This window comes from Brenneria corticis (assembly GCF_003115855.1).
In the GTDB taxonomy this organism is placed as follows: Bacteria; Pseudomonadota; Gammaproteobacteria; order Enterobacterales; family Enterobacteriaceae; genus Brenneria; species Brenneria corticis.
In genome coordinates this window covers 205,807-223,448 of record NZ_KZ819077.1, presented here as the reverse complement: position 1 = coordinate 223,448, position 17,642 = coordinate 205,807, and the positions used below count along the sequence as shown (strand labels likewise).

Annotated in this window: 23 protein-coding genes; 12 read left to right on the top strand and 11 right to left on the bottom strand. The window is 60.9% G+C overall.

Going from position 1 to position 17,642, the window contains the following annotated elements; translation table 11 throughout:
• Positions 1-50: 50 nt before the first annotated feature.
• The 12 genes from DDT56_RS10350 to ccmI all read left to right on the top strand — a co-directional run bounded on the left by DDT56_RS10350 (position 51) and on the right by ccmI (position 10,011).
• Positions 51-1,928, top strand: a complete 1,878-nt coding sequence (locus DDT56_RS10350) for a heme lyase CcmF/NrfE family subunit (RefSeq protein WP_136166363.1) — start codon at positions 51-53, stop codon at positions 1,926-1,928.
• The gene (gene nrfF, locus DDT56_RS10345; protein ID WP_136166362.1) at positions 1,921-2,322 is read left to right on the top strand and encodes a heme lyase NrfEFG subunit NrfF; all 402 of its coding nucleotides are present in this window, start codon (positions 1,921-1,923) and stop codon (positions 2,320-2,322) included. Before DDT56_RS10350 ends, nrfF begins: the two co-directional genes overlap by 8 nt.
• Complete coding sequence (locus tag DDT56_RS10340; protein WP_168197601.1) at positions 2,322-3,137, top strand: TPR domain-containing protein; 816 nt, start codon at positions 2,322-2,324, stop codon at positions 3,135-3,137. Before nrfF ends, DDT56_RS10340 begins: the two co-directional genes overlap by 1 nt.
• Before the next feature lie 258 nt (positions 3,138-3,395).
• Positions 3,396-4,031 carry a cytochrome c biogenesis heme-transporting ATPase CcmA gene (ccmA, locus tag DDT56_RS10335; protein ID WP_136166361.1) on the top strand — a complete coding sequence of 212 codons (636 nt, stop codon included), beginning with the start codon at positions 3,396-3,398 and terminating at the stop codon, positions 4,029-4,031.
• Positions 4,019-4,675 (top strand): heme exporter protein CcmB, encoded by a 657-nt coding sequence (gene ccmB / locus DDT56_RS10330; protein WP_136166360.1) that lies wholly within the window; start codon positions 4,019-4,021, stop codon positions 4,673-4,675. The genes ccmA and ccmB overlap by 13 nt, the downstream gene beginning before the upstream one ends.
• 46 nt (positions 4,676-4,721) lie before the next feature.
• Complete coding sequence (locus tag DDT56_RS10325; RefSeq protein WP_136166359.1) at positions 4,722-5,474, top strand: heme ABC transporter permease; 753 nt, start codon at positions 4,722-4,724, stop codon at positions 5,472-5,474.
• Positions 5,458-5,694 carry a heme exporter protein CcmD gene (gene ccmD / locus DDT56_RS10320; RefSeq protein WP_136166358.1) on the top strand — a complete coding sequence of 79 codons (237 nt, stop codon included), beginning with the start codon at positions 5,458-5,460 and terminating at the stop codon, positions 5,692-5,694. Before DDT56_RS10325 ends, ccmD begins: the two co-directional genes overlap by 17 nt.
• Complete coding sequence (gene ccmE / locus DDT56_RS10315) at positions 5,678-6,157, top strand: cytochrome c maturation protein CcmE (RefSeq protein WP_136166357.1); 480 nt, start codon at positions 5,678-5,680, stop codon at positions 6,155-6,157. Before ccmD ends, ccmE begins: the two co-directional genes overlap by 17 nt.
• Positions 6,154-8,106, top strand: a complete 1,953-nt coding sequence (locus tag DDT56_RS10310; RefSeq protein ID WP_136166356.1) for a heme lyase CcmF/NrfE family subunit — start codon at positions 6,154-6,156, stop codon at positions 8,104-8,106. The genes ccmE and DDT56_RS10310 overlap by 4 nt, the downstream gene beginning before the upstream one ends.
• Entirely contained in the window at positions 8,103-8,660 is a 558-nt protein-coding gene (locus tag DDT56_RS10305; protein WP_136166355.1) for a DsbE family thiol:disulfide interchange protein, read from the top strand. Before DDT56_RS10310 ends, DDT56_RS10305 begins: the two co-directional genes overlap by 4 nt.
• Positions 8,657-9,145 carry a cytochrome c-type biogenesis protein gene (locus DDT56_RS10300; RefSeq protein WP_136166354.1) on the top strand — a complete coding sequence of 163 codons (489 nt, stop codon included), beginning with the start codon at positions 8,657-8,659 and terminating at the stop codon, positions 9,143-9,145. Before DDT56_RS10305 ends, DDT56_RS10300 begins: the two co-directional genes overlap by 4 nt.
• The gene (ccmI, locus tag DDT56_RS10295; protein ID WP_136166353.1) at positions 9,142-10,011 is read left to right on the top strand and encodes a c-type cytochrome biogenesis protein CcmI; all 870 of its coding nucleotides are present in this window, start codon (positions 9,142-9,144) and stop codon (positions 10,009-10,011) included. The genes DDT56_RS10300 and ccmI overlap by 4 nt, the downstream gene beginning before the upstream one ends.
• A 6-nt stretch (positions 10,012-10,017) precedes the next feature.
• On the opposite strand, the gene DDT56_RS10290 is transcribed toward ccmI, so the two are convergent.
• From DDT56_RS10290 to napF, 11 genes are all read right to left on the bottom strand, one after another.
• Positions 10,018-10,332 carry a CcdB family protein gene (locus tag DDT56_RS10290; RefSeq protein ID WP_136166352.1) on the bottom strand — a complete coding sequence of 105 codons (315 nt, stop codon included), beginning with the start codon at positions 10,330-10,332 and terminating at the stop codon, positions 10,018-10,020.
• A gap of 2 nt (positions 10,333-10,334) precedes the next feature.
• Positions 10,335-10,571 carry a type II toxin-antitoxin system CcdA family antitoxin gene (locus tag DDT56_RS10285; protein ID WP_136166351.1) on the bottom strand — a complete coding sequence of 79 codons (237 nt, stop codon included), beginning with the start codon at positions 10,569-10,571 and terminating at the stop codon, positions 10,335-10,337.
• Positions 10,572-10,659: 88 nt separating this feature from the next.
• Positions 10,660-11,079: a putative T6SS immunity periplasmic lipoprotein gene (locus DDT56_RS10280; protein WP_136166350.1), complete on the bottom strand. Its 420-nt coding sequence runs from the start codon at positions 11,077-11,079 to the stop codon at positions 10,660-10,662.
• 4 nt (positions 11,080-11,083) lie between these two features.
• Positions 11,084-11,641, bottom strand: coding sequence for a type IV secretion protein Rhs (locus tag DDT56_RS10275; protein ID WP_136166349.1), 558 nt, complete (start codon positions 11,639-11,641; stop codon positions 11,084-11,086).
• Positions 11,642-11,736: 95 nt separating this feature from the next.
• A complete protein-coding gene (gene napC / locus DDT56_RS10270) occupies positions 11,737-12,336 on the bottom strand; it encodes a cytochrome c-type protein NapC (protein ID WP_136166348.1) in 600 nt (199 codons plus the stop codon).
• Between the two features lie 8 nt (positions 12,337-12,344).
• Entirely contained in the window at positions 12,345-12,788 is a 444-nt protein-coding gene (gene napB / locus DDT56_RS10265; protein WP_136166347.1) for a nitrate reductase cytochrome c-type subunit, read from the bottom strand.
• Complete coding sequence (gene napH, locus DDT56_RS10260) at positions 12,785-13,648, bottom strand: quinol dehydrogenase ferredoxin subunit NapH (RefSeq protein ID WP_136166346.1); 864 nt, start codon at positions 13,646-13,648, stop codon at positions 12,785-12,787. Before napH ends, napB begins: the two co-directional genes overlap by 4 nt.
• Complete coding sequence (gene napG / locus DDT56_RS10255; RefSeq protein ID WP_136166345.1) at positions 13,635-14,327, bottom strand: ferredoxin-type protein NapG; 693 nt, start codon at positions 14,325-14,327, stop codon at positions 13,635-13,637. The genes napH and napG overlap by 14 nt, the downstream gene beginning before the upstream one ends.
• 6 nt (positions 14,328-14,333) lie before the next feature.
• A complete protein-coding gene (gene napA, locus DDT56_RS10250) occupies positions 14,334-16,820 on the bottom strand; it encodes a nitrate reductase catalytic subunit NapA (RefSeq protein WP_136166344.1) in 2,487 nt (828 codons plus the stop codon).
• Entirely contained in the window at positions 16,817-17,086 is a 270-nt protein-coding gene (napD, locus tag DDT56_RS10245; RefSeq protein WP_136166343.1) for a chaperone NapD, read from the bottom strand. The genes napA and napD overlap by 4 nt, the downstream gene beginning before the upstream one ends.
• Positions 17,083-17,592: a ferredoxin-type protein NapF gene (gene napF / locus DDT56_RS10240; RefSeq protein ID WP_136166342.1), complete on the bottom strand. Its 510-nt coding sequence runs from the start codon at positions 17,590-17,592 to the stop codon at positions 17,083-17,085. The genes napD and napF overlap by 4 nt, the downstream gene beginning before the upstream one ends.
• Positions 17,593-17,642 lie beyond the last annotated feature (50 nt).

The window sequence follows — 17,642 nt, the reverse complement described above, 5'->3', positions numbered from 1 at the left end:
CATTCGCCGCGCGGGACGGCCGACCGAGGCTAAGCCCGGTAAGGGGAACGTTGGAATTGCTATTGCCAGAGGCGGGGTTTGTGGCCTTGTCGCTCGCCATCGGGTGCGGAGCGGCGACCGGGCTGTTGACGTTCGCAGGGTTCTTCCTGCGCTGGGGCGGCCTCCAGCGGCTGGCGTCGAGCGGGACGCTGGCGCAGTTCGGGCTGCTGCTGCTCGCGTTTGTCCTGTTAACGCTCTGCTTCGTCCAGGATGATTTCTCCGTAAGCTACGTGGCCCAGCATAGCCACCGCGATTTACCGCCGGGATTAAAAATCGCCGCGGTCTGGGGCGGGCATGAAGGCTCGCTGCTGCTGTGGCTATTATGCCTGTCTGGCTGGAGCGCCGCCTTTGCCTGCCGTTACTACCATTCCACCGACCATCTGTTTCCCCTTACGCTGGCGGTGCTGGCGGCGATAACCGCCGCGCTGCTGGCGTTTACGCTGTTTTATTCCGATCCCTTTGTCCGCCTCTTCCCCGCCGCGGCGCAGGGCAGGGATCTCAATCCCATGCTGCAACATATCGGTCTTATCCTGCATCCGCCGTTGTTGTACCTGGGTTACGGCGGGTTGACGGTCGGCAGCGCCCTGGCGCTGGCCGCGCTGATCCGCGGCGAGTTTAACGCCGCGGCGGCCTGGTTATGCTGGCGCTGGGCTTTACCCGGCTGGTGCGCGTTAACCGCGGGTATTTTGCTGGGGTCGTGGTGGGCCTACAGCGTACTGGGGTGGGGGGGCTGGTGGTTCTGGGATCCGGTGGAAAACGCGTCTCTGCTTCCCTGGCTGACGGCCAGCGCGCTGTTGCATAGCCTGTTTGTCACCCGGATGCGCGGGATATACCGCCACTGGTCGCTGCTGCTGGCGATGCTGACCTTTATTTTAACGCTGCTGGGCACCCTGATTGTTCGCTCCGGCATCCTTGTTTCGGTACATGCTTTCGCCCTTGATAACGACAGAGCGTTCCCGCTGTTTATCCTTTTCGCCCTGTTAAGCGCCGCCGCTTTGCTGATTTACGGCTGGCGCGCCAGGGCGTGGCGCTACGCCGCGCGGTTTAGCGGGTGGTCGCGGGAAACGGCGATACTGCTCGCCCTGTTGCTGTTTAGCGCCGTCGCGCTGGTCGTGCTGCTCGGTACGCTCTATCCGATGATTTACTGGCTGGCGGGCTGGGGCAAAATATCGGTCGGCGCCCCCTATTTTAACCTGGCCTTATTGCCTTTCGGCGTGATCATGCTGCTGCTGATCGGACTATCGGCGGGGGGATACTGGAAACGCAGCGCCGGATGGAGCGGCCGGCGGTTAACCGCGACGCTGGCGGCCGGGGGAGCGGCGACGCTCGCCTTATGGCCGCAGGGGGCGGCGCTGGCGCTGGGCGCCGGTCTGGTCGGTTGGGCGATGGCGGCGCAGTGGTTGCAGCCGGTCGCCGCGCTGCGTCGGCAATTGCCGGGCCTGCTGGCGCATACCGGCGTCGCGCTGCTGGCGCTGGGAATTATGTTCTCCGCCGGAAGCCGGCAGGAGATCGGCGTCAATGTGGCGCAGGGAGAGCGGGTGACGCTGGGCGACGACCATTTTCATTTTCAGCAACTGCGCCTGGGAACCGGGCAAAATTACACCACCGAACAGGCGATTATCGTTATTTATCGCGACGGCGCGCCGGTCGCCAGCGTAAGGCCGGAGCGCCGTTACTACAGCGCGCGCAATCAGCAGATGATTGAGCCTGGTATCGCCTGGAGCCCGCTCAGAGACTGGTATGTGGTGATGGGGGAAAAGAGCGGGGAAAATCGCTACGCCATGCGTTTTGGCGTACAGGTCGGCATTCGCTGGGTCTGGGGCGGCGGCATACTGGCGATCGCGGGCGCGCTGCTGGGGTGGCGTCGGGGGAGAAAAGCCTATGGTTAAAATAATCGCGCTGTTGCTGATGTCGTTGATGGTTCCGCCTGCGTCGGCGCAGATTGTGGATACCTGGGAATTTTCCAGCCCGGAACAGCGGCGCGCGGCGCTGAAAATCGCCGCGCAGTTGCGCTGCCCTCAGTGCCAGAACCAGAACCTGCTGGAATCGACGGCGCCGGCGGCGGTCAGTATGCGCCATGAGGTTTTCAGCATGATTGGGCAGGGCAAAGGCGAGACGGAGATTATGGCCTTTATGACGCAGCGGTACGGTGATTTTGTCCGCTACGCCCCGCCGCTGAGGCTGCAAACCAGCGTGCTCTGGCTGACGCCGCCGCTATTGCTGTCGGCGATTTTCGCGATTCTGTGGCGGGTGATACGCCGCCAGCGCGGGAGGAAAGGTTGATGATCTTATGCGTCTTGACGGCGTTGGCGGTTGCCGGGCTGGTATGGACGCGCTTGCTGCGCCGGCGGCCGAACAGCGATTTGCTGCTGCCGCGCCTGCATCATAATATCTGGCGCTTGCAGCGCCGCCAGGCAGGGAAACGGCTTTCGCATGAGCAGGCCGGGCAACTATGCCGGGAACTGGCGCGCGATCTGCCCTTGAGGCCGGCCATATCGCCGCCGCCGCGCCGGCCGATGCCTTACCTGCCGATCGTGCTTGCGGCGGCGGTCATTTTGTCGGGCAGCGCCGCGCTTTATCTGTGGAGCCCGCGGATGACCGCGGTACTGGCGGAACGGCAGCGCCTTGCCGATCCGCTGCATGTTTTCAGCGCGGCGCAGCAGCAGGAAAAACGGCTGGCCGCGCTACAGCGCAGCATTCGCGCAACGCCGCAGGATAGCGCCCTGTGGGCGGAGCTGGGCGAATATTACCTTTATCGTCGCGCTTATGAAAATGCGCAGCTGGCCTATCGGCGGGCGCTGGCGCTGCGGGGCGATAACGCCGAACTCTATGCGGCGCTGGCTACGGTGCTTTATTATCAGGCGGGGCAGAACTTCACGCCCGCGGTGCGGGAAATGGTGGATAGCGCGTTGGCGCAGGATGCCGACGACGTCACCGCCCTGATGCTGCTGGCCGCCGACGCTTTTTCGCGGGCCGACTATACGCAGGCCATCACGCTCTGGCAGCGCCTGCTGGATACCTACAGTTCGCGGGTAAATCGGGTTCAACTGATCGAAGCGATCAATACCGCGAAGTTACTCCGCAATCAGCAGCGATAGCGCTGGTCAATCCGCCAGGCGGGAAACCCTATTCCCGCGTTTTCCCGCCCCCTATCGCCACCCCCCGACATCCCGCAATGGCGCCGCCGGCATGCTTTGCACGGCGCCCGGTGGCCGGGATAGCGGCAATGACGCACTTTATTGATCTGAGTGGAGATATTACCTCTTTCTGAGTAGGGTTTTCCGGGGGCGGCGAGTCGAGCGGCAAGGGGCGCTATGGTATGCTAAAACCACTCACGATGTAAGGAATTCACCCTGATGTTGGAAGCGCGCGACCTGATCTGCTTACGCGATGAACAGCTGCTGTTCGGGGCGTTATCGTTTTCCGCCCGGCCGGGGGAAATGGTGCAGATTGCCGGCGCCAACGGGGTGGGAAAAACCTCGCTGCTGCGTATTTTAAGCGGCTTGGCCCTGCCTGAATCGGGGGAGGTGCGCTGGCATGGTCAACCGCTGCATCGGGCGGGCCGCCGTTATCATCAGCAGCTACTGTGGCTAGGCCATCAGCCGGGAATCAAAACGCTGCTGACCGGCGAGGAAAATCTGCGGTTTTTTTACCCGCGGTCGCCGCGGTCCGCGCATTGGCGGGCGCTGGCGGCGGTCGGTCTGACGGGCTACGAGGATGTGCCGGCGGCGCGTCTTTCGGCCGGACAACAGCGGCGGGTGGCGCTGGCGCGCCTGTGGCTGACCGAGACGCCGCTGTGGATTCTGGACGAACCGCTCACCGCCCTGGACGCGGCCGGCATAGAAATCTTAACGCGGCGTATGGAGCAACATACCGCCCGCGGCGGCATCGTCATTTTAACCACCCATCAACCGTTACGTCCGTTGTCGCGAACCGTACGCTGTATCCGGCTGGCGTCGCCGGGCGAAGGGGCGAGTTTATGCGGCGGATGATGGCGCGCGAATTACAGGTTGCGTTGCGCAACGGCGCGGAGATCTTCAACCCGCTGTGGTTCTTTCTGATGGTGATGCTGCTGTTTCCGCTGGCTATCGGGCCGGAGCCGCAGCTGCTGATGCGCATCGCGCCGGGGGTGGTGTGGGTGGCGGCATTACTGGCGTCCATGCTGGCCATGGATCGCCTCTTTCGCGATGACTATCAGGACGGGTCGTTGGAACAGCTGGCGTTGCTGCCCCTGCCTCTGCCGCTGGTGGTACTGGCGAAAGTGGCGGTGCACTGGCTGGTGACCGGGTTGCCGCTGCTGCTGCTTTCGCCGCTGGCCGCGCTGTTGTTCGGCCTGAGCGCGCATAGCTGGCGGGTGATGGCGCTGACGTTGCTGCTGGGGACGCCCACGCTCAGCTTTCTGGGGGCGATTGGCGCCGGACTGACGGTCGGCTTGCGGCGCGGCGGGGTGCTGCTCAGCCTGCTGATATTGCCGCTCACAGTTCCATTATTGATTTTCTCCACCGCGGCGCTGGAGGCGGCGATGATGCAACAGCCGGTCGGCGGGTATCTGGCTATTCTTGGCGCATTTCTGGCGGGCAGCGCCACCCTGAGTCCGTTCGCCACCGCGGCGGCGTTACGGATAAGCACCCAATAATTCCCCGCGCGGCGGGGCTGACATTACCTACGGCGGGCGAATGATTATGTGGAACGCACTACATCGATTGGCGAAACCGCAGCGGCTTTACGGCATCTGCGGCCGGATTGTTCCCTGGCTGGGGCTGCTGAGCGCGGGGCTGTTGCTGAGCGGCCTTGTCTGGGGCTTTGGTTTCGCCCCCGCCGATTACCAGCAGGGCCAGGGGTATCGCATCATCTATCTGCATGTGCCGGCGGCGGCATGGTCGATGGGGATCTACGCCGCTATGGCGATCGCCGCGCTGATTGGCGCGGTGTGGAAGTCGAAAACGGCGGATCTGGGCGTGGCGGCGATGGCCCCTGTGGGGGCGGTATACACCTTTATTGCGCTGACCACCGGCGCCACATGGGGCAAGCCGATGTGGGGAACCTGGTGGGTATGGGATGCCCGTCTGACATCGGAACTGGTGTTGCTGTTTCTCTATCTCGGCGCCATCGCGCTCTACAATGCGTTTGACGATCGCCGTCTCGCCGGGCGCGCGGCAGGCATTCTGGTGCTGGTGGGGGTAGTGAATTTACCGATCATCCATTATTCGGTCGAATGGTGGAATACCCTGCATCAGGGGTCGACAAAAATGCAGAAAACCCTCGATCCGGCGATGCGCATCCCGCTGCGCCTGATGCTGCTGGGCTTTATGAGCCTGTTTGTTACGCTGTCACTAATGCGGCTGCGTAATTTGATTCTGATGCAGCAACGTCGCTACCCCTGGGTCGCGGCGCTGGCGAAAAAAGGAGGCTGGAGCGATGAACGGCGCGTTTGATAGCTGGCAGGCGTTTTTCGCCATGGGCGGCTATGCCCTGTATGTGTGGCTGGCGGCGGCCTTGACCCTGTTGCCGCTGGGCGCGCTGGTGGCGCACACGCTATGGCGGCGACGGGTGTTGTTGGGTGATATCCGCCGCCAGTTGGGCCGGGAACGGCGCAAGCGGACGGCATGGCGCAGCGAAACCGCGGAGGACGACGGTAATGAATCCGCACCCTAATATCCGTCTGTACGCCATCCTGGCGATTATCGGCGGAATTACGCTGACCGTAACGCTGACGTTATATGCGCTGCGTTCCAATATCGACCTCTTTTACACGCCGGGCGAAATCCTCTACGGCAAGAACGAAACGCGGGAAAAACCGGCGTTGGGGCAGCGCCTGCGCATTGGCGGCATGGTCAAGCCGGGCAGCGTGCGGCGCGACGGTCAAAGCCTGCAAATCAGCTTTACCCTGTATGACGCGCTGGGGGCGGTGGAGATTAGCTATCAGGGGATTTTGCCGGATCTGTTCCGCGAGGGGCAAGGCGTGGTGGCGCAGGGCGTTCTGGAGTCCGAAAACCATATCGTCGCCCAAGAAGTGCTTGCCAGACATGATGAAAATTACACGCCGCCGGAGGTGAAGGCGGCGATGGAGGATCAGCATCATCATGCGCCGCCGGTCGGCGAGGATGCGCGCTTATGATGCCTGAAGCGGGTAATTATCTACTCTGTCTGGCGCTGGGGGTTGCGGCGCTGTTAAGCGTTTATCCGCTATGGGGAGCCGCGCGCGGCGACGAGCGCCTGATGGCGCTGGCGCGTCCGCTGGCGTGGGCCCTGTTCGCCTGCATTCTGGGGGCGTTCCTGATTCTGACGCATGCGCTGGTGATCAATGATTTTACCGTACTCTACGTGGCGAACAATTCGAATCGCGCATTGCCGGTGTGGTATCGGGTGGCCGCCGCGTGGGGGGCGCATGAAGGGTCGTTGCTGCTGTGGGTACTGTTGCTGAGCGGATGGACATTTGCGGTGGCGCTGTTCAGCCGCGCCATGTCGATGGACGCCGTGGCGCGGGTGCTCGCCGTGATGGGAATGATCAATGTCGGCTTCCTGCTGTTCATCCTGCTGACTTCCAATCCGTTTATCCGCACCCTGCCGGACTATCCGCTGGACGGGCGCGATCTCAATCCGTTGCTTCAGGATATCGGGCTGATCTTTCATCCGCCTCTGCTGTATATGGGCTATGTCGGTTTTTCGGTGGCGTTCGCCTTTGCGGTCGCTTCGCTGCTGGCCGGACGGCTGGACAGCGCATGGGCGCGTTGGTCGCGTCCGTGGACTCAGGCGGCGTGGGTGTTTTTGACGCTGGGCATTGTACTGGGATCGGCCTGGGCCTATTACGAGCTGGGCTGGGGCGGCTGGTGGTTCTGGGACCCGGTGGAAAACGCCTCGCTGATGCCGTGGCTGGTGGGAACGGCGCTGTTGCATTCGCTGGCGGTAACCGAAAAGCGCGGCAGCTTCAAAGCCTGGACGGTGCTGCTGGCGATCGGCGCATTCTCGCTCTGTCTGCTGGGCACTTTTCTGGTGCGCTCCGGGGTGTTGGTATCGGTGCACGCCTTTGCTTCGGACCCGGCGCGCGGCATGTTTATTCTCGCCTTGCTGATTGTGGCGATCGGCGGCTCTTTGCTGCTGTTCGCCATCAAGGGTCGTCGGGTTCGGGCCAGGGTGAGCAATACGCTGTGGTCGCGTGAGTCGTTCCTGCTCGGCAATAATCTGCTGCTGGCGGCGGCGACGCTGATCGTGCTGTTGGGAACCTTGCTGCCGCTGGTGCATAAGCAGCTGGGTTTGGGCAGCATTTCCATCGGCGCTCCCTTCTTCAACATCATGTTCAGCGTACTGATGGCGCCTTTGGCGCTGCTGTTGGGCGTCGGGCCGCTGGTGCGCTGGCGGCGCGACGAACCGCAAAAGCTGCGCCGCCTGTTATCCGTCGCGCTGGTCTTCACCGCCGCTTTGTCGCTGCTGCTCCCCTGGCTGTTGCAGGACAGGGTGGTTGCCATGACGGTGGTCGGGCTGTCGATGGCGCTGTGGGTATTTGTGCTGACGTTGGCGGATATTTACCATAATGCCGCGCGGGGTGAGGGAGTGTGGCGCGGGCTGGGCAAATTATCGCGCAGCCACTGGGGCATGGTGTGCGGCCACGTCGGGGTGGCGGTGATGGTGGTGGGGATCGCCTTCAGCCAGAATTACGGCGTGGAGCGGGACGTGCGGATGAACGCGGGAGACAGCGCGACGATCCACGATTACCGCTTCAGCTTTCAGGGCGTGCGCGACGTGGCCGGCCCCAACTGGCACAGCGCCGTGGGAACGATCGAGGTCATGCGCAACGGCAAGCCGGTGGCGACGCTGCGCGCTGAAAAACGTTTCTATAACGCCAGCGGCATGGTGATGACGGAAGCGGCGATTGACGCCGGGCTGACGCGGGATCTCTACGCCGCCCTGGGCGAGGAGCTGGACGACGGCAGTTGGGCGGTGCGGCTTTATTACAAACCCTTTATGCGCTGGATCTGGTACGGCGGCGCGTTGATGGCGCTGGGGGGTGTGTTCTGTATGCTGGATCCGCGTTACCGTCTGCGGCGCGCCGTTCGGGAGGCGTCATGAATCGTCAGGTGCTGTTTATCCCGCTGGCGCTGTTTTTACTGCTGTGCGCCGCGCTGCTGTGGCAGCTGGTGCGCAATAGCGAAGGCGACGACCCGACGCGGCTGGAGTCGGCCCTGATCGGCAAACCGCTGCCGGCGTTTCGCCTTGAAGCCCTGGAACAGCCGGGAAAACTGTACGACCGCTCGTCGCTGATCGACGGCAAGCCGCTGCTGCTGAATGTCTGGGCCACCTGGTGCCCGACGTGCCGGGCGGAGCATCAATTCCTCAACCGGCTGGCGGCGCAGGGGATCCGCGTCGTAGGCATGAATTATAAAGACGACCGGCGGCAAGCGGTCGACTGGCTGAATGAGCTCGGCAATCCCTATGCGCTGAGCCTGTTTGACGGTAACGGCATGCTGGGGTTGGATCTCGGCGTCTACGGCGCGCCGGAGACCTTTCTGATCGATGGCAATGGCATTATTCGCTATCGCCATGCGGGCGACCTCAATCAGCAGGTGTGGCAGGAAACGCTGCAACCGCTATGGGAAAAATACGGCAAGGGGGAAGGGGCATGAGGATGGCGTGTTTTGTCGGCGCGCTGCTGCTCTCGCTTTGCGCGCTGGCGTCGCAGGAGATCCGGCGTTTTGACGATGAGGCGCAGGCGCGGCAGTTCCGCGAGTTGACCACGCAGTTACGCTGCCCGAAATGCCAAAACAACAGTATTGCCGACTCCAATTCGATGATTGCGGTCGATATGCGGCAGAAAGTGTATGAGCTGATGCGGCAGGGGCAGAGCAAAACGCAGATTATCGACTATATGGTGTCCCGCTACGGCTATTTTGTCACCTATGAACCGCCGATGACGCCGTTCACCCTCCTGCTTTGGCTGCTGCCGGTCCTGTTTCTGGCGACGGGAGCGTGGATGATTATCCGCCGCGCCCGCCGCTATCGTCGCGCCCCGGCGCCGCTAAGCGAGCGGGAGAAGAGACGGTTGCGGGCTCTGTTGGACGAAGACGCGCCGGTAAATGAAACGCCGGACGGCGAGGAGAAACGGCGATGATATTGCTGACGACGACGATTATTCTATCCCTTGCGGCGGTGACGGCGTTGCTGCTGGCGCCCTGGTCGACGCGCGACGCCTGCGATCGTGATGCGATAAACCGGGCGCTGTATCGCCACCGTCTGCGTGAGCTTGCCGCGGATGCCGCCAGCGACGCGGAGCGCGCGGGCATGGTCGAGGAACTTCAGCAGACGCTGTTGCAGGACATTCCCGGTAAACCCGCGGCCCAGCGGCGTCCGGTGAGCCGCTGGGCGCTGCTGCCGGGAATCATGCTGCTGGCGGCGATAAGCCTCGGTCTGTTTTGGAAGACCGCCAGCGTAAACCGGGTACAGGAGTGGCGGCAGGTCGTCAGGCAGACGCCGGCGCTGATGCAGCGGGTGATGGATCCGCAGACGGAATCGCTCACCCTGGAAGAGCTGGCGCGGCTCGGACTTGGGTTGCGCAGCCGGCTGGAGACGCGTCCCGATGATCCGCAGGAGTGGTGGCTGCTCGGCCGCATCGCCGGGGTGTTGGATAACGCGGCCATGGCCGTTCAGGCGTTTGGCCAGGCATATCAACGCGATCCGCACAACGCGGAGCTGAAGCTCGATTATGCCGAACTGCTATTGCGCTCGGCCAACCCGCGGGAGAGCCAACGGGGCGAGGCGATGTTGCGCGAACTGCTGCATTCCGACACCGTCAGCGTTCGGGCGCTGAGCCTGCTGGCTTTCCATGCCTATGAAGGGCAGCGCTATCGGGAAGCCATCGACGCCTGGCAAACCATGCTGCGCCTTTTACCGCTTAACGATACGCGCCGCGCGGTGATTGAGCGCAGTATTATTCAGGCTAAAGAGGGATTGGCGTCGGGCGCGTCAGCAGGGAGGTGATGTTTTTTAAATGCCGTCGATAAGAAAGTCTATGGCGGCCTTTATCTGAGAACGGTATTGAGATGCATTACAAAACTCGGCTCCCAGTGCGCGAACAGGGACACTCGCAAGTTCATGGGTCATTACTGCGTATTCTTTGCTGTCCATCAGTTTGATAACAGGAATCATCCGTTCCGGACGGCGTGAGGAGGGGTATTTATCAACAGGCAACAGCGGAATCACGATCCGACGGTCTAACTGACCAATAATGTCGCTTGTTACGTCGAGTAACAGTGGGTAAACGACACTTTTCCCGCTATTGCGGTAAATAGTGAACTGCATCGTCAAAATGTCCTGTACTCATCACTGAAACAACCACACTCATCATGAAAACGGTTTAAAGCTACTAAGGCTTCAGCATTCTCTTCCTGCCATTTCTGTGCTGCGTGCCGACGTAATTCAGCATCAAGAGCAGCAGTTAGTGTGGCGCTAAGATTAATGCCAGCCTCACGCGCCCGAATAAGTAAACCTCGTTCTACGTTCATAGTGACGCTCTGGGTATTGCGCTGTTTTGCCGCCATGATTTATTCCTCGTTCAATTCCGATTAGAAACCTTCGTTCATATTACACATATAACTGCACGAATTGCAAAATTCCCGCGGACGGCGACTAGTTCGATGTAACCGATAACCTGCCATCTTTTTCTGATAATGAGAAAGAGGCGATATAGTTTCGTCCAACAGGCGTACGCTTTTTCTCCACCTTCTCTTTTGAAAAAGTTTCTACAAGAATTCCATAATCGTGTCCAGCTTCAAATTTGTATCCATAATCGGGAACGCACTTATCAGACGAAAGCAGGACGGGTTCTTTATCCGCAATACTGAAGTATTTACGAAACCTTTTCTGTTCACTTCCCGCTTCGTTAAATTCAAGGCCATTAAGATATTCACCGCTTTCAACAGGGGCTAAAACACATACTTTATTGTTCACAGTAGTGATTGTGGCCCGATATGTTTTAGGCCTGGGATCATTAGATTCGCAACCGACCATGAAAAAAGCGACAAGCAGTAATAATGAAAAGACTTTCATTAGTTCACCTTTTCGGTAAAAAATCAGACAGTGTATTTTTATAAAGGGATAAAAGAGTATTCCCCCTGACCTTCCCCGTATATGAAACAGAACGCAGGTTTATCTTTTGATACTCCCATTCGCTATAACCATAAGTAGTTAAGACGAAATAGTCTGCTATTATTTGAGCCTGTTGTTCTAAGGAATAGTCTGTTAACGTTTTCTTTTCATCTAAATCGTAGGTGTAATCTGCCGCCCAACTGAAAGCACCTCGTAGCCTAACCCATTGCCCATGTTGATGCTGCCAAACATGGGCCATTTCGTGTATGAAAAGATGCCGCGTTGCGATACTGTGCGTGCTTTTCCCAAAGTCATGTTCATATAATTCTTTCCTGAACCAAAGCTCACCGTTAGGTGCCATAGCGGTACGGCTGTCTTGTAAACCAAACGGCAGATAGCTGTCACAATGAATCCAAACTCTTGCATACGTAATAGAACCACCAAACACACGGTGAGCCAAAGCGATTTCATTAAGCGTTAATAGCCTGAGCGTTCCTTCTTTCTTATCCTGAACCTGACCCATAGCAAAACTCCTTTTAACTTTCTAATGGCAGGGAAACCATAGGGTAATACTTAAGCGACAGTTTATTATCAGGATTAATCTTAAGTCTGTCGAGGTCAAAACCCGCCGTGGGCGCCGCGCATATCCGGCAGCTTGTGCGCAATGCCTTGATGGCAATCGATACAGGTCTGACCGGTTTTTTGCGCTTCGCTGTGCTTTTCCGCCGCCGCCGTTTTCTGTCCGGAAAGATCCATATAATCGACGTTGTGGCAATTACGGCACTCCTGGGAGTCATTGTTTCTCATGCGCCGCCACTCGTTCTGCGCCATGGTCAGGCGATGCGCCTCGAATTTTTGCGGCGTATCGATGGTTCCCAGCGCTTTGGAATACAGCTCCTTGCTGGCCTGGATTTTACGCACCATTTTCGGCACAAATTCGTGCGGAACGTGACAGTCCGGGCAGGTGGCGCGTACGCCGCTGCGGTTGCTGTAGTGCGCGGTTTCCATATATTCCTGATAGACGTTATCGCGCATTTCGTGGCAGCTGATGCAAAACGCTTCGCTGTTGGAGAGTTGCATCGTGGTGTTGAAGCCGCCCAGGAAGAGAATGCCGCCGGCAAAGCCGAGGAGCACCAGCGTTCCCAGCGCCAGACGGCTCGGACGCCGCCACCATTGCCAGAGCCGGCGAATCCGCCCCGTTTTCTTATGCTCTTCCATCGAAAACCTCACTGTCCGAACCCTTTGGATGGTGTAAAGGTGTTGCCGGTAATCGGCGCCGCATCGGTTTGCGGCACGTGGCATTGCAGGCAGAAATAGCGGGCGGGCGCCACGCCGCCGAGCACCTTGCCGCTACTGTCGACGAAGTGGGTCGGGCTGACGCGCGGCGCGGCGGTGGTGCGATAGTTTTCCACGCTGTGACATTGCAGACAGCGGTTAAAGGTTGGGGTAACCTGATAGCCATCCACGCCGTGAGGGATCATCGGCGGCTGATTGACATAGTTGAGCGCCATGCGTTCCTGCTGCTTCGGCATACGATTACTTCCCGGCGGCGCGGTCGATACCTCCGGCGACAGACTTAAATCCACCTGCGCAGCGGCTATCGCACTGCTCATCATTGCCAGGGCGGTTATCCAGCGGAACCATCCCGTTGTCAGGATCTGGCTTTTCATGATTTTGCTCCCGAATTCCATCGAAGGGTTATTTTAAAAACGTCTTCAGCGCAGACATCCACGCAGCGTCCGCAGGTTATGCAGTCGCGGCCGGTAATCCGCGCCGGACTTTGTTTATCCAGCAGCGGCGCGCGCAGCACCTGCGGCTCCGGACAGATATGAAAACAGTCCATGCAGCGCGTACAGCGTTCGCGAGCCGCCGCTTCCACCACCAGGACGCCTTTAGCGCCGAGCGCGCCGTACAGCGCGCCGGTCGGGCACAGGTGCCCGCACCAGCCGTGCTCCACCACCAGCAGATCGAACAGAAACAGCGTAAGCAGCAGCCAGATGCCGGCGCCGAACCCGAAAATCAATCCTCTTCCGGTCAGCGATACCGGGTTGAGCCACTCCCACAGCATGCCGCCGGTCAGCGCGCTGCCGGCCAACACCAGCGCCAGCAACAGATAACGCAGGCTGCGCGGAATGGACGCCGACGCGGTGATGCCGACGCGGCGGCGCAGCCAGGCGGCCAGATCGGTCAGTGGGTTCAGCGGACATACCCAACTGCAAAACAGACGCTTACCCGCCAGCGCATAGCCCAGCGCGACAATCAGCGCGCCGGCCAGCGCGAGCGCCGCCGGCAGATGCCCGCTCGCCAGGCTTTGCAGGACGGTGAGCGGATCGCTGAGCGGCACGGCGTCCAGCAGCAGGCTGGCGCTGTAGTTGCCGTGCAGGATCCAGACGCCCAGCCACGGCCCGCACAGAAACATCCCCAGCACCAGAGATTGCGTCAGGCGGCGCAACGCCAGCCAGCGGTGGCTGCGCCACCAGCCTTTCCTGGCCAGCGCCTCGCGTCCGGCGTCCCGCTTACGGTTTGCCATCGCGCGTCTCCAGCCAATTGAAACGGTAGTGATGCCCGAGTTCCCCTTTCGCCAGCGAGCGCGGCAGCACCTTGATCGCCGGCTGTTCCAGCACGCAGGCTTTTTCGCACTTGCCGCAGCCGGTGCAGGCGTCGCTATGAACCGTCGGCCTGAAGCGGGCGTGCTTGCCGGTGCGCGCATTACGCTCCGGCTCCAGCGTGATGGCGCTGTCGATCAACGGGCAGACGCGGTAGCACACATCGCAGCGTAGTCCCTGATAGTTAAGGCAGTTTTCCTGATCCAGCAGCACCGCCAGCCCCATGCGGGCATCATCGATGGCGTCCAGCGGCCGCAGTGCGCCGCTCGGGCAGGCCGCCGTGCAGGGAATGTCCTCACACATTTCGCACGGGACGTCGCGCGCAATAAAATAAGGCGTGCCGGCCGCCGGACCGGACGCCAGCGTGGCAAGGCGCAGCGTCTGGTACGGACAGGCCTGCACGCACTGCCCGCAGCGGATACAGGCGCCGGAAAACGCCGTTTCCGCCAGCGCGCCGGGCGGACGCAGCGGCAGCGTATGCGCCTGGCTGCGCCGCTGCTGCAAGCCGAGCACCGTCACCGCCGCCGATAAACCGGCGACGGCGCGCGCCGCGTCGCGCAAAAAGCGACGTCGGGGGGATGGACAGGCATCCTGACGGGCCATGCGCCGTTACACCTTCGCCAGCTTGACGGCGCATTTTTTAAAGTCCGCCTCTTTGGAGAGCGGGTCGGTGGCGTCCAGCGTCAGGACGTTGACCAACTGCGCGGCGTCAAAGAACGGCATATACACCAATCCTTGCGGCGGTCGGTTGCGTCCCCGGGTTTCGACGACGGAGACCACTTCGCCGCGGCGCGAGATAATCCGCACCTTTTCCCCGCGGCGCAGATCGCGCGCTTTGGCATCCAGAGGGTGGATAAACAATACCGCTTCGGGAAAGGCCCGGTGCAGCTCGGGCACGCGGCGCGTCATACTGCCGGTGTGCCAGTGTTCCAGAACGCGGCCGGTGGAGAGCCAGAGATCGTATTCGCCGTCCGGCGCTTCCGCCGCGGGTTCGTACGGCAGCGCGAAAATCACCGCCTTGCCGTCCGGCTTGCCGTAGAAGCGGAATCCTTCGCCCGTTTTGACGTAAGGGTCGTGGCCTTCACGGTAGCGCCACAGGGTTTCCTGGCCGTCCACCACCGGCCAGCGCAGCCCGCGAGCCTGATGGTAGGCGTCAAAGGACGCCAGATCGTGGCCGTGACCGCGGCCAAACGCGGCATACTCTTCAAACAGCCCTTTCTGCAGATAGAAGCCGAACTCGCGCGACTCATCGTTTAGCCGATCGTCGGGCAACTCGCTGAGCGGGTAGCGTCGGACCGCTTCGTTGGCGAACAGCACGTCGTAGAGCGTTTTACCGCGATAGGCCGGTTTTTGCGCCAGCAGCGCTTCCGGCCAGACCTCCTCCACGGTGAAGCGCTTGGCGAAGCTGACCAGTTGCCAGAGGTCCGATTTGGCTTCGCCGGGCGCTTTGACCTGCTGGCGCCAGAACTGGGTGCGTCGCTCGGCGTTGCCGTAGGCGCCTTCTTTCTCCACCCACATGGCGGTGGGTAAAATCAGGTCGGCGGCCAGCGCGCTCACCGTCGGGTAGGGATCGGAAACAATCACGAAATTGCGCGGGTCGCGCCAGCCGGGCATGCGCTCCTGATTGATATTCGGCCCCGCCTGCATGTTGTTGTTGCACATCACCCAGTAGACGTTGAGCGTGCCGTCCTTCAGCGCCCGATCCTGCGCCACGGCGTGCAGACCGATTTTTTCCGGAATGGTGCCGCTCGGCAATTGCCACCTTTGCTCCGCAATGGCGCGGTGTTTCTCATTGGTGACCACCATATCCGCCGGCAGGCGATGGGCGAAGGTTCCCACCTCGCGCGCCGTGCCGCAGGCGGAGGGTTGGCCGGTCAACGAGAAGGGGCCGCAGCCGGGTTGGGAAATCTTGCCCGTCAGCAGGTGCAGGTTATAGACCAGATTATTGGCCCACACGCCGCGGGTGTGCTGGTTGAATCCCATGGTCCAGTAGGAGATCACTTTTTTCTGCGGGTCGGCGTAAAGCTGCGCCAGCGCTTGCAGCTGATCGGCGGGTACGCCGCTCAGGGCGACGGTTTTTTCCAGCGTATAGTCGGCGACGAACGCTTTGTAATCGTCAAAGCTCATGGGTTCCGAGGCATCGGAACCCGGATTTTTCGCCGCTTTTTCCAGCGGGTGCGTCGGGCGCAATCCGTAGCCGATATCGGTCGCGCCTTTGCGCAGATTCACATGGCGGGCAAGGAATTCTTTATTGACCGCGTTATTCTGAATAATGTAATTGGCGATGTAGTTAAGAATGGCCAGATCGGTTTGCGGCGTAAACACCATGCCGTTATCCGCCAGTTCAAAACTGCGATGCTGATAGGTGGAAAGCACCGCCACCTTGACGTTGGTGTCCGACAGACGGCGGTCGGTGATGCGCGACCAGAGGATCGGGTGCATCTCCGCCATATTGGAGCCCCACAGCACAAAGGCGTCGGCCTGTTCGATATCGTCATAACACCCCATTGGCTCGTCCATGCCGAAGGTGCGCATAAAGCCCACGACCGCCGACGCCATGCAGTGGCGCGCGTTCGGGTCGATATTGTTGGAGCGGAAGCCGGCCTTGAACAGCTTGGCGGCCGCATAGCCTTCCCAGACGGTCCACTGGCCGGAGCCGAACATGCCTACCGAACCCGGCCCTTTTTCTTGCAGCGCGGTTTTGAATTTCTGCGCCATCACCTCAAAGGCCTGCTCCCAGCTTACCGGGGTAAATTCGCCGTCTTTGTCGAATTCGCCGTTGCGCATCCGCAGCAGGGGCTGGGTCAGGCGATCCTGGCCGTAGATGATTTTCGGCAGAAAGTAGCCTTTGATGCAGTTAAGCCCGCGGTTAACCGGCGCTTCGGGATCGCCCTGGCTTGCCACGATGCGGCCGTTCTGCGTACCGACCAGCACCCCGCAGCCGACGCCGCAGAAACGGCAGGGGGCCTTATCCCAGTGAATGGCCTCCTGCTGTCCCACTACGGCGCGGACGGCGGTCGGTATGCTTATGCCCGCCGCCGTGGCCGCCGCCGCGACCGCGTTGGCTTTCATAAATTGTCGTCGACTGAGTTTCATGACGTTTCCTCACCCTGATTTTGTGCATCCAACTGGTGATAAACCAGCGAAACCGCCAGCACGCCGGAGAGATCGCGTACTGACGCCATTAGTTTCAACAGCGAGGCTTCCGAGTCCGCCTCAAGCACTACCGCCAGTTTGCCGGCGGCGCCGTCGCCGGCCGCCACCTCGCAGCCGGGCAGGGAGCTCAGCGCCTCGCTTAGCGCGGCCAACCGATACGGATGGGCGCGAACCACTAAACTGCAAACGTGCCAGCTCGTACTCATGGGATTTCCTGTCGCGTCGGCGCCGGACGGCGTTGCATCGAAATCGCTCCGCTCGGACAGCCTGCGATGCAGGCGCCGCAGGTGATGCAACGCGCGTTATCAAGGGAAGGGGCGGCGATACGCCGCAGCGTCGGATGAAAGGCGATCGCCCCCGGTTCGCAGGCATCCTGGCAGCAGCGGCACTCCACCTGTCGTTGCGACAAACAGCCGTCGCCGATGGTCATCTGGCAGTCCCAGGGCGCGGTATGGCGCGCGCTGAACAGCGCCTGAGGGCAGGCTCGGGCGCAGTCATAGCAAAACGAGCATTCGCCGCGCTGAAAATCGACCATGGGAAATCCCCCCGGCCCGCGGCGTAATATTCCGCCGGCGCAGGCGGCGATGCAGGCATCGCAGCGGGTGCATTGGCTGAGGAAATCGCTTTCCGCGCCGCTCCACGGCGGGCGCAGCGTCTGCGCCGCGCTATGGCGGCGGCCGGTCAGGAAAGAACGCCGGGAGAGCTCGGTCATTACGATTGATTGCTCCAGAGACGACAGAAAATATCCACGATGGGATCCCG

Excerpts from the sequence above, each read along its gene's own strand:
- nrfF (WP_136166362.1), top strand. The coding sequence starts at position 1,921 with ATGGTTAAAATAATCGCGCTGTTGCTGATGTCGTTGATGGTTCCGCCT.
- DDT56_RS10340 (WP_168197601.1), top strand. The coding sequence starts at position 2,322 with ATGATCTTATGCGTCTTGACGGCGTTGGCGGTTGCCGGGCTGGTATGG.
- ccmA (WP_136166361.1), top strand. The coding sequence starts at position 3,396 with ATGTTGGAAGCGCGCGACCTGATCTGCTTACGCGATGAACAGCTGCTG.
- ccmB (WP_136166360.1), top strand. The coding sequence starts at position 4,019 with ATGCGGCGGATGATGGCGCGCGAATTACAGGTTGCGTTGCGCAACGGC.
- DDT56_RS10325 (WP_136166359.1), top strand. The coding sequence starts at position 4,722 with ATGTGGAACGCACTACATCGATTGGCGAAACCGCAGCGGCTTTACGGC.
- ccmD (WP_136166358.1), top strand. The coding sequence starts at position 5,458 with ATGAACGGCGCGTTTGATAGCTGGCAGGCGTTTTTCGCCATGGGCGGC.
- ccmE (WP_136166357.1), top strand. The coding sequence starts at position 5,678 with ATGAATCCGCACCCTAATATCCGTCTGTACGCCATCCTGGCGATTATC.
- DDT56_RS10310 (WP_136166356.1), top strand. The coding sequence starts at position 6,154 with ATGATGCCTGAAGCGGGTAATTATCTACTCTGTCTGGCGCTGGGGGTT.
- DDT56_RS10305 (WP_136166355.1), top strand. The coding sequence starts at position 8,103 with ATGAATCGTCAGGTGCTGTTTATCCCGCTGGCGCTGTTTTTACTGCTG.
- DDT56_RS10300 (WP_136166354.1), top strand. The coding sequence starts at position 8,657 with ATGAGGATGGCGTGTTTTGTCGGCGCGCTGCTGCTCTCGCTTTGCGCG.
- ccmI (WP_136166353.1), top strand. The coding sequence starts at position 9,142 with ATGATATTGCTGACGACGACGATTATTCTATCCCTTGCGGCGGTGACG.
- DDT56_RS10290 (WP_136166352.1), bottom strand. The coding sequence starts at position 10,332 with ATGCAGTTCACTATTTACCGCAATAGCGGGAAAAGTGTCGTTTACCCA.
- DDT56_RS10285 (WP_136166351.1), bottom strand. The coding sequence starts at position 10,571 with ATGGCGGCAAAACAGCGCAATACCCAGAGCGTCACTATGAACGTAGAA.
- DDT56_RS10280 (WP_136166350.1), bottom strand. The coding sequence starts at position 11,079 with ATGAAAGTCTTTTCATTATTACTGCTTGTCGCTTTTTTCATGGTCGGT.
- DDT56_RS10275 (WP_136166349.1), bottom strand. The coding sequence starts at position 11,641 with ATGGGTCAGGTTCAGGATAAGAAAGAAGGAACGCTCAGGCTATTAACG.
- napC (WP_136166348.1), bottom strand. The coding sequence starts at position 12,336 with ATGGAAGAGCATAAGAAAACGGGGCGGATTCGCCGGCTCTGGCAATGG.
- napB (WP_136166347.1), bottom strand. The coding sequence starts at position 12,788 with ATGAAAAGCCAGATCCTGACAACGGGATGGTTCCGCTGGATAACCGCC.
- napH (WP_136166346.1), bottom strand. The coding sequence starts at position 13,648 with ATGGCAAACCGTAAGCGGGACGCCGGACGCGAGGCGCTGGCCAGGAAA.
- napG (WP_136166345.1), bottom strand. The coding sequence starts at position 14,327 with ATGGCCCGTCAGGATGCCTGTCCATCCCCCCGACGTCGCTTTTTGCGC.
- napA (WP_136166344.1), bottom strand. The coding sequence starts at position 16,820 with ATGAAACTCAGTCGACGACAATTTATGAAAGCCAACGCGGTCGCGGCG.
- napD (WP_136166343.1), bottom strand. The coding sequence starts at position 17,086 with ATGAGTACGAGCTGGCACGTTTGCAGTTTAGTGGTTCGCGCCCATCCG.
- napF (WP_136166342.1), bottom strand. The coding sequence starts at position 17,592 with ATGACCGAGCTCTCCCGGCGTTCTTTCCTGACCGGCCGCCGCCATAGC.